This window comes from Terribium retamae (assembly GCF_022347545.1).
Classification (GTDB): Bacteria; Pseudomonadota; Alphaproteobacteria; order Rhizobiales; family Rhizobiaceae; genus Mesorhizobium; species Mesorhizobium retamae.
The window spans coordinates 1-13,726 of the sequence record NZ_JAKREW010000044.1 but is presented as its reverse complement, the minus strand read 5'-3'; the positions used below and the strand labels follow the sequence as shown (position 1 = coordinate 13,726).

At 59.8% G+C, this 13,726-nt stretch carries 12 protein-coding genes and 1 pseudogene; 12 read left to right on the top strand and 1 reads right to left on the bottom strand.

The window, feature by feature from the left end; translation table 11 throughout:
- Positions 1–2 precede the first annotated feature (2 nt).
- Positions 3–938, top strand: a pseudogene (locus tag L4923_RS31240) (C45 family autoproteolytic acyltransferase/hydrolase); the annotation flags it as partial.
- Between the two features lie 112 nt (positions 939–1,050).
- Here L4923_RS31240 and L4923_RS25965 read toward each other — a convergent pair.
- Positions 1,051–2,223, bottom strand: coding sequence for a saccharopine dehydrogenase NADP-binding domain-containing protein (locus tag L4923_RS25965; RefSeq protein ID WP_275448587.1), 1,173 nt, complete (start codon positions 2,221–2,223; stop codon positions 1,051–1,053).
- Between the two features lie 228 nt (positions 2,224–2,451).
- On the opposite strand from L4923_RS25965, the gene L4923_RS25960 reads away from it, so the two are divergent.
- The 11 genes from L4923_RS25960 (at position 2,452) to L4923_RS25910 (ending at position 13,648) form a co-directional block, all read left to right on the top strand.
- Positions 2,452–3,666: an alanine racemase gene (locus L4923_RS25960; RefSeq protein ID WP_239370000.1), complete on the top strand. Its 1,215-nt coding sequence runs from the start codon at positions 2,452–2,454 to the stop codon at positions 3,664–3,666.
- Positions 3,667–3,668: 2 nt separating this feature from the next.
- A complete protein-coding gene (locus L4923_RS25955; protein ID WP_239369999.1) occupies positions 3,669–4,565 on the top strand; it encodes a DMT family transporter in 897 nt (298 codons plus the stop codon).
- Positions 4,566–4,877: 312 nt separating this feature from the next.
- The gene (locus tag L4923_RS25950; RefSeq protein WP_239369998.1) at positions 4,878–5,228 is read left to right on the top strand and encodes a hypothetical protein; all 351 of its coding nucleotides are present in this window, start codon (positions 4,878–4,880) and stop codon (positions 5,226–5,228) included.
- Positions 5,229–5,236: 8 nt separating this feature from the next.
- Positions 5,237–5,737 (top strand): RES family NAD+ phosphorylase, encoded by a 501-nt coding sequence (locus L4923_RS25945; RefSeq protein WP_239369997.1) that lies wholly within the window; start codon positions 5,237–5,239, stop codon positions 5,735–5,737.
- A gap of 491 nt (positions 5,738–6,228) precedes the next feature.
- A complete protein-coding gene (locus L4923_RS25940; protein WP_239370022.1) occupies positions 6,229–7,389 on the top strand; it encodes a transporter substrate-binding domain-containing protein in 1,161 nt (386 codons plus the stop codon).
- Between the two features lies 1 nt (position 7,390).
- Positions 7,391–8,014, top strand: a complete 624-nt coding sequence (locus tag L4923_RS25935) for an ANTAR domain-containing response regulator (protein WP_239369996.1) — start codon at positions 7,391–7,393, stop codon at positions 8,012–8,014.
- Between the two features lie 214 nt (positions 8,015–8,228).
- A complete protein-coding gene (locus tag L4923_RS25930) occupies positions 8,229–9,077 on the top strand; it encodes a nitrilase family protein (RefSeq protein ID WP_275448585.1) in 849 nt (282 codons plus the stop codon).
- 47 nt (positions 9,078–9,124) lie between these two features.
- Complete coding sequence (locus L4923_RS25925) at positions 9,125–10,279, top strand: substrate-binding protein (protein ID WP_239369995.1); 1,155 nt, start codon at positions 9,125–9,127, stop codon at positions 10,277–10,279.
- A gap of 58 nt (positions 10,280–10,337) precedes the next feature.
- Positions 10,338–11,171, top strand: coding sequence for a branched-chain amino acid ABC transporter permease (locus L4923_RS25920; RefSeq protein ID WP_239369994.1), 834 nt, complete (start codon positions 10,338–10,340; stop codon positions 11,169–11,171).
- A 61-nt stretch (positions 11,172–11,232) separates the two neighbouring features.
- Positions 11,233–12,936 (top strand): branched-chain amino acid ABC transporter ATP-binding protein/permease, encoded by a 1,704-nt coding sequence (locus tag L4923_RS25915; RefSeq protein ID WP_239370020.1) that lies wholly within the window; start codon positions 11,233–11,235, stop codon positions 12,934–12,936.
- Positions 12,929–13,648 (top strand): ABC transporter ATP-binding protein, encoded by a 720-nt coding sequence (locus L4923_RS25910; protein ID WP_239369993.1) that lies wholly within the window; start codon positions 12,929–12,931, stop codon positions 13,646–13,648. The genes L4923_RS25915 and L4923_RS25910 overlap by 8 nt, the downstream gene beginning before the upstream one ends.
- Positions 13,649–13,726 lie beyond the last annotated feature (78 nt).

The window sequence follows — 13,726 nt, the reverse complement described above, 5'->3', positions numbered from 1 at the left end:
CAATGGCGCGGCACAGTTTTCCGGTCATGCTTCTGCAAGGGTCGCCATACGAGCGCGGGCATCAGCATGGGACTGCCTGCGAGCGCGACATCGTCTCGGCGCTTGATATCCTGGAAAGGTCCGTTTCAGCGCGCGTCATGCAGAAGGCTCGACGCAAGGCTGCGGCGTCCTGGCGAACGTTGCTCGTCCTGGCGCCTTCGATCGCGGCCGAGATTGATGGTCTGGCCGACGGTGCGCATTGCGAAGTGGAGGATGTCTTCCTCCATATAGGTTTCGAGTTTTTCGAGCAGCCTGCGCCAACGGGCTGCAGCGCACTTGCCTTCAACGGCCGTGGCGGCGCAGTTATCGGCCAAAACTGGGATGCACCGAGAGGTACGAAATCCGGTCTGATGCTCTTCGTGCACTCGGATCCGGACGGAACGCAGCTTGCCACGGTGGCCTCCAAGGGCACTCTGGGATGGGTGGGGCAAAATGGTTACGGGCTGTGTCTGGTGACCAATGATCTGATGCTCGACACAACGACTGCGGGCTTGCCCAGCCAGGTGGTGCGGCGCATGGTCCTGTCTGAACCGAACGTCCCGAGCGCTCTGCGTCTGCTTCACCGGTTGCCGCATATGGGAGGGCGAAGTTACCTGCTCGGGGACGCCTCTGGTCGGATAGCGGGGGTCGAAGTATCGCCCGTTGCCGGTGTCAGCGACCTTGGGGAGGTCGGGCCACTCATCCATACAAATCATGCACTGCTGAGGCAGACCCAAGCGGTTGAGAACCGATCCCTGCTGCAGCGAATTTACCCGTCGACATATCACAGGCATGCATCGCTCGCTTCAGCGAGCGCTTCTATGAATTCCGTTGCCGACGCCATGCGTGTGTTGCGCAATCGAACAGGAGCACCGAACGCCGTGTCGAAGAGCTTTTCACCGGAGGAGGCAACCGAGACTGCCTGTTCAGTCGTGTGCGACCCTACAGCCGGGGTGATGCACCTTTGTCTCGGTTTGCCTAGCGCGGGTGCATTTGTGGCATGCGCTGTTCCTGCGAGCGGGAGCAGAACGATCAGGCGGCGGTCAAATCGGATTTCGCCAGCTGTCCGTGCCGATACGCGGCAAACTTTGCCGAAAGTTCCTTCGCGGTCTCCTCGCAATCCACTAGGCGCACTGCCGGGCAGTCGAAGCCGATTTCTTCGCGAATGATCGCCGCCGAGTCTGCCGTGAAACGAATGGTACCGTCGCTATCCACGTCTTCTATGCCATCGAATTTCTGGCACGCACGGTTGATCGCCACAGCTTGCTGCAGGGACAGCCCCTGCGGCAGTTCGATCGATGCGCCATCCGGTGAGAGTCTCACGGGGTAGCCACCGACGAGTCCCAGTGGGCCCGGTGCATGAACGACACGCTCGATCCCGTCAGCCAAAGTGCGCAACACCGCGGTCGCCGAAGACGCAGTCACCGACTGTCCGGCCAAGCCTTTCACGCGGCGGAAACGTCCGGCGATGGTGGTGAACACTTCGCCGTGGTCGAGTGCATCCGCTGGCAGTTCTTCGCCGTCGCGGTAGAAAGTCAGATGGTATGGCGCTCCGTCCGTGCCGCCCGTGCTTGGCATACGGTAGCTCAGATAGTGATGGGCAAAGAAGCGCACGGCGATGCGTTTGACGTCGCAACCAAGAAGATGGGCGGCTGCCAGCTGGATTCCCGGAACGGCGTTGGCGATATTGCCGATTCCGATCATCGGCGCAGAACCTTCTGCAGCGAGCGCCGCGTTCACCACATCAGGGTAAGATGCGTTGACGACTTTCGCCTGAATGCCGGCCATGCGCACCGCCTGCATCAGGCGGCGCACCAGAACCAGATGCATGGCGGCCCAGACGCCGCCGCGCGCCTGGTCCAGCCGTTGGAAGGCGGCCTGTGGCAACTGGGTGATCACCCACCATGAATGCAGCGTTGTTGCATTGAAGATGATGTCTGGCTGAAGCCCGGCAAGATAAGCCGCCGTGGCCTCGACATTCATCAGGTCGACGGCAGCAACCTCGATGCGGGTGTGATGCCCGAGATTGGCCGCCGTGTAACGCGCCAGGTTTGCGCGAAGCGATACTTTCTGGATCTCCCGCGCCGCGACGTGGATGTCGTAGTCCCGGCCGCTCTGGCTCAGGAAATCAAGGACGCCGCCGCCGAGCACGCCGCAGCCGAGTATCAATATCCTGGTAGGATGGTCGCCCGTTTTGAGAGCCATTTGCGCCTCGCGTCAAAATTGATGGTCTGGTTCAACGCACCGAACAATGGCAGCTCTATGTGACAGCACCTTTTAAGGCCGCGCGTACCGCGCAGCTTTGAGATCGATCCATCTTAAAATTTGATGGCTGTCACTCACCTGAAAGATGCCTGTCATCCACGCCAGCTAACCTCGAAGCTACCTATCGGCGCATTGCCGTGCGGGGGACGGCAAGGTGGAGACCGAAGGATGACCGAGGCCGCGACTGTCGCGCGATATCTCCCATTGGACAGCGCGGTCCTGGAGATCGATCTGGATGCAGTGCGCGCCAACTACATCACGATGGGCGGCATCCTCGGCGCTGATGTGATCACAGCCGCGGTTGTCAAAAGCGATGCTTACGGCCTTGGTCTGGAGCCGCTCGCCCGAACATTGTGGGCTGCGGGCTGCAGGTCCTTTTTCGTCGCCAACCTGGAAGAGGCCCTGAGACTGCGCGCGGTCTGCCCGTTCGCAAGGATCGCCGCCTTCCATGACGATTACGTTCGCTTCAAGCGGATCTATCGCCTGGAAGACATTCTGCCGGTGATCAACACGCAAGAGGAGATGGACTTCCATTTTCGGACAGCCGCGGCCGATCCCTATCTCCTCAATGTCGATACCGGCTTTTCGCGCCTTGGCCTTTCCCCGTCGGAGATTGCGGATTTCTCCCGTGAAGACTGGTTCCTCAGGCATCCACCAAGGATCCTGATCAGCCATCTGGCCTGCAGCGACCATTTATCGGACACGATGAACGGCGTGCAGAAGCAGCGATTTGAGGCTTTGCGCAGAGTGGTCAAACCCGTGGCCAGCAGCCTGGTCGCCTCCGCCGGGGCATGGCTCGACACATCATTCCACTATGATCTTGCCCGCATCGGCTCGGCGCTGTTCGGGCTTAACAATGCAGGTGTCCATCCCAATCCGCTTCGTGCCGTCCTGCGCCTTAAAGCCCGCGTCCTTGCCGTGCGCGAAGTGTCTGCGCTTGAAGCCGTGGGATATGGGGCGACATTCCGTGCCCGCCGCAACAGCAGGATCGCGATCGTCGGGATCGGCTATGCCCAAGGTTTGCCATGGGCTTGCGCGGGCAGGATTTCGGCCCGCTTCGGCGCACATTCAGCGCCTGTCGTCGGACGCATATCGATGGAATATGTCACGGTCGACGTGACGGATGTTCCAACCGAACTATGCGGTCCTGGCGCATGGGCGCAGTTCCTGCATGACGAGTTTGGCGTCGGCGACCTTGCTGCTCAGATCGGCGTCAATGAGCAGGAGATCGTCATGCGCCTGGGTTCAGGTTGTCTCAAGCGCTACCGGCACGATCATAGCGAAGGAGCCGATCTTTTCGAATTGGCCCAGCGGTCTTCGGCGCCGGAAACTTTGGGACTGTATCATTCAACCGGCGATCGCGCCGCACTTGGCGGCATCTAGCCATGTCTTTCACGGGCAATCGCAACGCAGGTGTGGCTCTGGCGGTCCTGGCGGCCGTGTTCTGGAGCACAGGAGGGTTGTTCTCGCGGTTGATCGATGTCGATAGCTGGACGCTGCTTTTCTGGCGCAGCACCTTCAGCGCTCTTTTCGTGCTGCTGTTCGTGACGCTGGTGCTTCGAGAGCCCCTGACCAGCATCGTCGGCAAGCTCACGCCGGCGGCATGGTTGGTTGCAGGCATGTCGTCGACGGCAATGGTCGCCTTCATCTTCGCGCTGCGTAACACGTCGGTCGCGAATGTCGCGGTCATTCATGCCGGTGCGCCTCTGATCGTTGCGGCCCTGTCATGGGCCTTGCTCGGCGACCGGCCGCCTTCGGTCGCGCTGATCGCCGGGATCGCCGCCATTGCCGGTGCCGTCCTGACGGTTGGTGCCTCGGCGCTTTCGGGGGGAGGGGTTGCTGGGGACTTTCTCGCACTGGTCATGACCCTTTTGATGGCACTGATGGCCATAGCCATGCGCAGGCACGATCAATTCCCGGTGGCCGAGACTTTGATCCTTTCCAACATATTGTGCGCCGTGGCCGTCTTGCCGTTGGCAAGCCCGCTCGCGGTGGTCGCGGAGGATCTTGCCTGGCTGGCCTCGTTCGGGCTTGTACAGATGACGCTTGGCTTCCTGACCTTCGGGCTCAGCTTGCGCTATTTGCCCGCGCGCGATGCAGCATTGATCGGTGCTGTGGAAACGCCGCTGGCGCCTATCTGGGTCTGGCTGGCTTTCCGTGAGGTTCCGGCGCAATCCACTGTGCTTGGCGGCTTTGTCATACTCGCCTCGGTGCTGGTTTTCTTGCTCAGCGCGTATCGTTGCGCCGAACCCCGATCTGCTGCCGCCAGCAAAGCCGCGTGAAAAGGTGTCGGTTTCAACAAACGTCAGGTCTGACATTAGGGGTTGAAAACGATCGATCGGAATCGGTCCGTGTCTTCGCCTTTGCGTCGGCACTGACATGCCTCTTCGAGGTCGATGAGAGGCTGCGACGCGGATACGGCGCTCCAGACGCGACTTGGAGCCGCGAAATGGTCTTGCGATTGCGCCCGCCGCAGCGTCGGTATTGAATGAGGCCATCGCGGCAATTGTCATCGCTTGCTAATTCCATATCTTGAAATCCGGAAAATTTGACGCTAAATACTGTCGGACATAGTGGCGTCAACGGGCCCTTTAATGACTCTCGCTCAATATTCCGAAAAGGGCCTCTTTGCGCCCCGTAAGATCGCCGACATCCTTCGGACCACCAGCGAGGATGTGGCTCGCTCGGCGGGATTGGGTAAGGACGCCATACAGCGACAAGAGCGCGTGCGGTCGCATAAGACACAGCGCCGGTTGCGCGAAATGGTCGAGGTCCTTAACAAGGTCGAGCCTCGCTTCGGATCGGCTTTGATCGCCTATGCTTGGTATCGTTCCGAACCGCTGGCCGGATTTTCGGGCCAGACAGCTATGCAACTGGTCGGCAACGGACGCGTTGACGATGTTCTTGGCTATATCGATGCCGTCGACGCTGGTGTTTATGCCTGATCGTGTCGATGCGCTATGAAGGTAAGCTCTATAGAGCGCTCAATCCTGTCTATGCGCAAGAACCTCTGTCGGGCCGCGGCGCCGAGCGCTATGGCGGCCGTTTCAATCCAAAGGGTACGCCCGCCCTTTATTGTTCCTTGTCGGTCCTGACGGCGATCAGGGAGGCGAACCAGGTCGGGAATTTGCAGCCGACAACGCTTGTGGCCTATCACGCCGACATTGATCACATCTTTGATGGCCGTGATGTTGAAGCGCTCGCTGCTTTGGATATGGATGCAGAGGGCTTGGCCGACTCGAGCTGGCGTGACCAGATGAAGACCAGCGGCCAAGCGAGAACACAGGCATTCGCTCGCGTGCTTATCCAGACAGGCCACAATGGCCTTCTGGTTCGTTCCTTCGCGCCCGGTTCTTCTCCCGCGGATCTCAATCTCGTCCTCTGGTCTTGGGGAGATGAGCGAAAACAGGCACGTCTCGCTCTCATCGACGATGAAGGACGCCTCTCGCGGTAACTTTGATCGGACGCAGGGGGCCGATCCCTTTTATCCGAAAACAGACCCGCAGACGAGATTGCCAATCGTTTATCTCCGTCGTTGATATTGCCAATGCGGCCATGTATCGGGTTCCGCCTCAGGCAACAGAGCCCGCTCAGTTGGCGAGCGGGTCCTCTATTCATTTTATGCGTCTCTTAACTAGGGGTAGCGCCTGCGGTGAACCACATCCGCGATGTGGATCGACGATCCTAAACGCGATGATGCAAATCCTGCGTGACAGCGCAGATCACTCGAATGCGTACATGACGATGTCGACCATATCGCGGTGGTGGACAGCGATCTTCGCTGCGTCGCTGAACAGCGGATCGGACCGAAGATCCGGTTTGTCGCTAAATCTCGACGCCTCTAGGCATCACCGTAACATGTCGCTTGCGGGAGGCATTCTACCGTTGTCACCAAAGGCACGCCTGGCTCGGCTGATTGCATCAATCGGCGAAGTAAACTACGCCATGGCTGGACGAAGGGCTCGAAAAAACATGTCAGCGACGTGGCGTATTGGCATTCTGTTTTCTCGCAGTGGCATCACTGCGGTAACGGAATCCGAGCATTTTTTCGGAACGGCGCTGGCCATCGAGGAGATCAACGCCGGCGGTGGCGTTCTGGGACGCCAGATCGAGCCGATAGCTTATGATCCGGCCGGCGACCCCGAGGCTTATCGTTCTTTAGCCCGCAAACTGCTTACCGAAGACGACGTCAACGTGATTTTCGGATGTTCGATGTCGGGAAGCCGAAAGGCAGCTCTACCCATCGTCGAGCGACACAACGGCTTGCTCTGGTACCCGTCCATCTATGAAGGCTTCGAATATTCCGAAAACGTCCTCTATACGGGCGCTACCCTCAACCAAAATACATTCGCGCTCGCCGACTTTATCATGCAGCGTTACGGGCCGCGCATCTTTATGGCCGGTTCCGACTACATCTATCCGCACGAATCCAATCGGGTCATGCGGGATTTGCTGGAGTGCAAGGGCGGCGAGATCGTCGGCGAACATTATGTGCCGCTGGACGCCGATGAGCGCACGATGCGGCGGCTCATGAAAGAGATCGAGAAAGCCGAGGCCGATGCGGTGTTTTCGACCGTCATTGGACGTAGCGCCCAGAAGCTCTACGGCATGTATGCCGATGCCGGTATCGATCGGGAAAAGCGTCCGATCGCGAGCCTAACGCTCGCTGAAAGTGAAATCCGTGTCATCGGTCCCGAGCGATGCACAGGTCACGTCCTGTCTGCTCCCTACCTCGCCACGGTCGAAAATGATGAAAACCATCGCTTCATTCGAGCACTGACGGCTCGTTTCGATGGCAATGCCATGGCGACGATGTGGTCGCAGACCGCCTATGCCCAGATTCACCTGTTTGCGCGGGCATTGGAACTGGGGGAGACCCTCGACACCCACCGACTGGGGCAGGCAGCATTGGCGGTCGACTACATGTCACCGGAAGGTCGCTTGCACCTTGATCCGGAAAACCGGCATGTCTGGTCCACCCCCCGCATCGGGGTCGCGAATGCAAAGGGGCAGTTCGATATCGCCTGGGAATCGCAGGTTCAGATACGACCCGACCCCTATCTCGCCTCCATTCGTTTCGAGGAGCCTTGGTTGCGGAGTTCATAAGGTGTCGACATTGAAACGAATCCTTGACGATCTGCGTCAGGCGCGGGTTCTGGTTCTTCACCCGCGTGATGAGGATGGCTCGGCGTTGGTCGACCACCTCAAGCGGCTGGGTTGCGACGTCAAGGCGATGTGGCCACCGCCGGCTACGTTGCCGGCCGATATTGACGCCGTTTTCCTGCAGGTCAGCGATAAGGCGATCGATCCTCTGGTCTCGCTGCTTGATGGTACCAAGGCCGCGGTCATAGCCATTGTGACCTATGAGAGCCCCACCTCGCTGAAAGCGATTGTCGATCTCAATGCGCATGGCGTCCTGACCAAGCCGCTGCGTCAACTTGGCGTGCTGACCCAGTTCACCCTGGCGCGCTATCGCGTCGGCTACGAAAGCAGGTTGGTCAACAAGGTCCGCAAGTTGGAGGACACGCTGAAGGGCCGCCGAGCGATCGAAAAGGCCGTCAAGATCCTCACCGAGCTGAACGGCATCGAAGAAGACGCGGCCTACAAGCTCATCAGGGATCAGGCGACCTCCAAGCGGGTTGCGATCGTTGCCGTAGCCGAGAGCATTATCTCCGCGAGCGAGGCAATGCGGGCTTTTGGCCTCACCGTATCGGGACCGTTGAAAGTCTGACGGCTGTCGGCTTCGGCATGTCGAACCGGATCAAGCGGAGCCTGCCTTTCCGCCGCACTATTTTTGCCGCTTGACGAATTCGGCCAAACTGTGTTTGCTTCATCGCGAGAGCAGGTTTGCTCGGCGGCTGGAGAGCCGCTGAAATTTTGGCTGTGCAGCCCTTGGCTAGCGGATTGAATTCCGCGCCAGGGGTTTTTTGCGTTTGGAGATAGACTTGACCATACCGACGGAAGCGCTTCGACCCGATTTCAACGTCGCCTGCATCCAGTACGAGCCGCTCATCGGCAGGGTCGATGCCAACCTGGCCGCCATGGAGATCCGCATCCGCGAGGCTCACGCCGGTGGTGCCAGCCTGGCTGTGTTGCCCGAACTGGCCGATACGGGCTACGTCTTTGAAAGTCGCGAGGAACTTGCAGGCCTGGCTGCGCCCATCCCGCACGGATTGTCAGCGCAACGTCTGATCGCATTGGCAAAGGAGCTCTGCATCCACATTGTCTGCGGACTGGCGGAGAGCGATGGCGACCTGTTCTACAACTCTGCCATCCTGTGCGGCCCAGACGGCTATATCGGCAAGTTCCGCAAGCTCCACCTGTGGAACCGCGAGAAGCTGTTCTTCGAGCCCGGCGACATTGGTCTCCCGGTGTTTGACACGGCTCTAGGACCGATCGGATTGGCAATCTGCTACGACGGCTGGTTCCCGGAGACATTCCGCCAACTCGGGCTGAGGGGCGCCGAACTCGTCTGCGTACCGACCAACTGGGTGCCCATCCCTGGTCATGATGGGGCAGACGTGCCGATGGCCAATATCCTTCATCAGGCAGCGGCTCATTCGAACGCGATATACATCGCCTGCGCCGACCGTATCGGAACGGAGCGTGGGCAGCCGTTTATCGGCAGCAGCATCATCGTGGGGCCGAATGGCAGGCTGTTGGCAGGCCCAGCCAGCCGAACTGGGGACGCCATTCTCATGGCTAACGTTTCGCCTGGCATCGCAGTGCAAAGCCGCATCGTCAGCGAACGCAACGATGTAATCAATGATCGACGGCCGGACGTCTACGGCTGACCGACGCGAGTCCACCAACCACAACCATGAAAAAAAAGGGAACCAACATGGATAGAACGACAAGGAAGCTGCTTTTCGCGATGGCCGGCGGGTTGCTGGCAACTGCGGCATGGGCCGAGGACCCGATCAAGATCGGCATCCCGGTTGGCCTGTCTGGAGCCAACAGCGTGGTCGCGCCGTCGGTGGTGCAATCGGCCGAGCTGGCGGTCGAAGAGATCAATGCAGCGGGCGGGGTTCTGGGCCGCAAGCTCCAGCTTGAGATCGCCGACGATGCCTCCGGCGCGGCGGGGGCGCAGAAGGCGTTCGACTCGCTCGTTTTCCAGAAGGAGGTCAACGCCATCATCACGATGGAGACCAGTGCGGCCCGAAATGCTGGCCTGCCGATCGTCGCGAAGGGCGAAGTTCCCTTCATCTACACGTCTTTCTACGAAGGGCGCTCCTGCAGCCCCGACCTCTATGTGAATGGCTGGGTGCCCGAACAGCAGGTGCCACCCGTCGTCGACTATTTCGTGAAGAAAGAAGGCGCCAAGAAATTCTTCCTGGTGGGCAGCGACTATGCCTTCGGCCGGGGCATGCTTGAATTCGCCCGGACATATCTTGAGAAGGCTGGCGCGCAGGTCGTGGGTGAGGAGTATCTCCCCATCGAAGGTACCGACTGGACGGCCATCATTTCCAAGCTGAAAAGTTCCGGCGCCGATGCCCTGATCACATCGACTGCGGGGGGCGCTCCGAATGTCACGCTCACCAAACAGCTGCGGGGCGCAGGCATAAAGCTGCCTTACGGCAATCTCGCCGTCGACGAGGGGACGGCCAAGAGCATGGGCCCCGACGCGGCAGGCATCTACATCGCAGCCTCCTACGTGACTTCCATCGACAGCCCGGCCAACAAGAAGTTCCTCGAGGCCATGCAAAAGAAGTTCAGCGGTGAACTGCGCACGCCCAATGATCTCTCCGTACCGCAATATGAAGGCATCTATCTCTACAAGGCTGCGGTCGAGAAGGCGGGGTCGACCGATGCTTCCGCTGTGCTTTCGGCTCTGGGCGAAGTCTCCGTTGCCGGTCCGCGCGGTACGGTTTCGATGAACAAGCAGCACCATGCACCGCTGACGATGTATCTCGGTCAGGTCCAGGAAGACGGCTCGGTAAAAGTGGTTGAGACATTTCCGGATGTCGATCCTGGTACTCAGTGTCCCAATCTCTGACATCGATCCGATCGAAAGGGGCGGCTAGCTCCGCTCCTTTCGACACTGGGGAGAGATCATGACCATTCTGCTTGACGTTATCACGACCGCAGCCATCCTGTTTGTTGTGGCGGCCGGACTGCTGGCCATCTTTGGCGTGCTCAAGATCATCAATTTCGCCCATGGCGCCTGGCTGACGGTTGGCGGCTACTGCGCTGTCGCCACCACGGGAATGGGCCTCAATCCATGGTTGGCGCTGCCTGTCGCATTCGTCGTCGGCTCCGCCCTCGGTGGCATCACCGAAGTGCTCGTGGTGCGACCACTCTACCGGCGGCCGCTCGATGCCATCCTCGCCACCTGGGGGCTCGGTATCGTCGTCGGTCAATTGATCACGCTCTGGTTTGGCCGTGACGTGCAATTCACGCCGAACCTGCTCTCGGGAACGATCAATGTTTTCGGTCTCGATTACTCGTTCTATCGGCTCTTCATGGTCCTGGCGGCCTTGGTGGTCGGCCTTGGTTTCGCAGTCCTGCTTGAAGGAACCCGTCTTGGGCTGTCTGCCCGCGCCGTCATCATGAACGAAACGCTGGCACGCGCGCTGGGCATCGACACGGCGAAAGTGCGCTTGACCACCTTCATGATTGGCACGGGACTGACAGCCTTGGCCGGAGTGCTCTTGACCCCGCTAACCAGCGTGGACCCCGACATGGGCCTGGCCTGGCTCATCGGCGCCTTCATGCTGGTCATGGTGGCCGGCTCCTCGTTTGGTGCTCTGGCCGTAGCGTGTCTGGTTTTCGGCGGAGCGCAGACGCTGGTCAGCACATTCGTCAGTCCGGTCCTTGGCGGTATCACGGTCGCCGTCCTTTGCGCGCTCGTGCTGCGTATCAGCCCGAAAGGCTTCGCTCGTGCCTGAATCCAGATTGCCCAATATCCGAGTTTGGCTGCTCGGGGCGCTCGTCGTCGCGTCGCTGTTCATGATTGCATTCGGTCCGGCATTTCTCGACCGCTTTGCCCTCAACGTGCTCAGCCGCTCGATGATCTATGCCATGTTGGCAGTGACCGTCGATCTCCTGTGGGGGTACGCGGGCGTGCTGACTTTCGGTCAGGCCGCTTTCTTCGGCATCGGCGCCTATGCAACCGCCATGGTTTTGACCCACCTGGGCAGCAGTCCCGAACTGATGCTGCTGGCTTTCGTCCTGGCCATACTGGTTCCGCTTGTCCTGGGTGTCGTGGTCGGTTGGCTTTCATTCGGCTACGGCGCCACGCCGCTCTACGCCACCGTGATCTCCCTCGTTCTGCCGATCGTCGTCACGCAGGTCGCGTTCTCCGGAGGGCAGTGGACGGGGTCCAGCAGCGGACTGGTGGGGTACGCCACCCTGCCGCTCAGTCTGGCGGGATACTTCCGGCTTACCGGCATCTGTCTTCTCGCCGTTGCCGCCGCGGCCTGGATTTTCGTACGTTCGGATGCAGGCAAGGTGCTTGTCGCGATCCGCGACAACGAGGCACGCTGCGCCTATCTTGGCCTCAATGCCAGCCGCATCAAGATCGCCCTTACCGCCGTTCTGGCTGGCGTGACTGGTTTGGCGGGCTTTCTCTTTGCCAATGCTTCTGGGGTTGTTGCACCCGAAAACACCGGTTTCGTGTTTGGCACCGAACTGGTCATCTGGACGGCACTCGGCGGTCGAGGCACCATCCTGGGCCCGGTGCTAGGCACCATCGGGATCGACTATCTTTCTGCTAGCCTTTCGGGCCAGTTGCCGTTCCTGTGGAAGCTTATCGTCGGCGCCCTCTTCGTGGCGATGATCATCCTGTTGCCGAACGGCCTGGCCGGCCTGGTCGGGAAAATCCTGCCGCGCAGCAAGGGCTCTCGGGGAGAAGGCGGCCCTCTGCGCCAGGCGCAAGTCATGCAGGCACCCCAGGACGTTGTCGACAAGCCGCCGCTTTTGACGATCCACGATCTGGGGAAATCCTACGGTAGCCTGAACGTCCTGCAAGGTATCAACCTGACGGTGCAACCAGGCGAACTGGTCAGTCTTGTTGGGCCTAACGGGGCAGGCAAGACGACGCTGATGCGTTGCCTTTCCGATGGTACTGAATCGATCAGCGGCTCGGTGTCGGTGCGTGGCGCCAACATTGCGGGTCTTGCTCCAGACGCTATCGTAGCCTTGGGCGTTGGTCGCAAGTTCCAGGTCGCCAGCGTGTTCGACAGCCTCACCGTCGCCGAATGCCTGCGCATGGCGCGCGCGGCACGATACCGCCCGAGCCTTGTACACAGTTCGCAGGAACTGGATTTGCCTTCGGCCGCGGTAGAGATCCTGAAACTGACAGCGCTTGACGGAATGCTCGATCGACCGGTTTCCGCACTGTCGCATGGCCTGAAACAAAGCCTTGAACTGACGATGGTCGTAGCTCTGGAGCCGCAGCTGATCCTGCTCGACGAGCCGACAGCAGGCTTGACCAAGACGGAACGGATGACCATCGGAACGATCCTCAAGAAGTTGACAGGTGAATTGGGGCTGGCGGCCATTCTGGTCGAACACGACCTCGATTTTGTCCGGGAAATATCGAGCCGCATCGTGGTGCTCCATCAGGGCCAGCTCGTGCTCGATGGAACCGTGCAAGATGTCGTCAATTCCGAACTCGTGAAGGCAATCTATTCAGGAGGCGCACATGACTGAAGCAACCGCGCCTGTTCCGAAGCTGTCTCTAATCGAGGTCTGTAGCGGATACGGCGCCGTCAACATCATCGACACGTTATCGATGACCGTCCCGCAGGGTCAGATATTTGCCTTGATGGGCAAGAACGGCATGGGCAAGACCACGCTGCTGAAGACGATCCTCGGCTTCGTGGCAATGCGATCGGGTCGGATTGATCTCGATGGGCAATCCATAGCCGGCGTGTCACCTGCATCGCTGATTGCTGCAGGCGTCGCCTATGCTCCGCAGGAACACGCGCTGTTCCAGGACCTGACCATCCGCGACAATCTTCGTCTGGCCTTGCACACGGACAAAGAGCTCAAACAGGGGATCGAGCGGGTCTGTCAGCACTTTCCTTTTCTCCGTGAGAGGGTGAACCAGAAGGCTGGAACTCTTTCGGGCGGAGAGCAGAAGATGCTGATCCTCGGCCGCGCCTTGATGCTTCAGCCGAAGCTCCTGCTGATCGATGAGATATCAGAGGGGCTCCAACCCTCGGTGGTCGAGCGGATCGGACGGGTGCTCATCGAGGAATGCAGGGCAAACAACACCACCGTATTGATGGTCGAACAGAATCTCGACCTGGTTCTTGGCGTCGCCAATCGCTGGGCCGTGTTGAAACTCGGTCGGATCGATGACTCCAGCGAAATGGACAGCGGGTCGCGTGCACGGATTCTCGCGCATCTCAAAATCTAGGTGTTTAGTCCCGGCATTTGCTGGAGCGGATTGAGAGTGAAGCGCTTGGGCTGGGAAGCCCATGCCTTGCAGATGAAC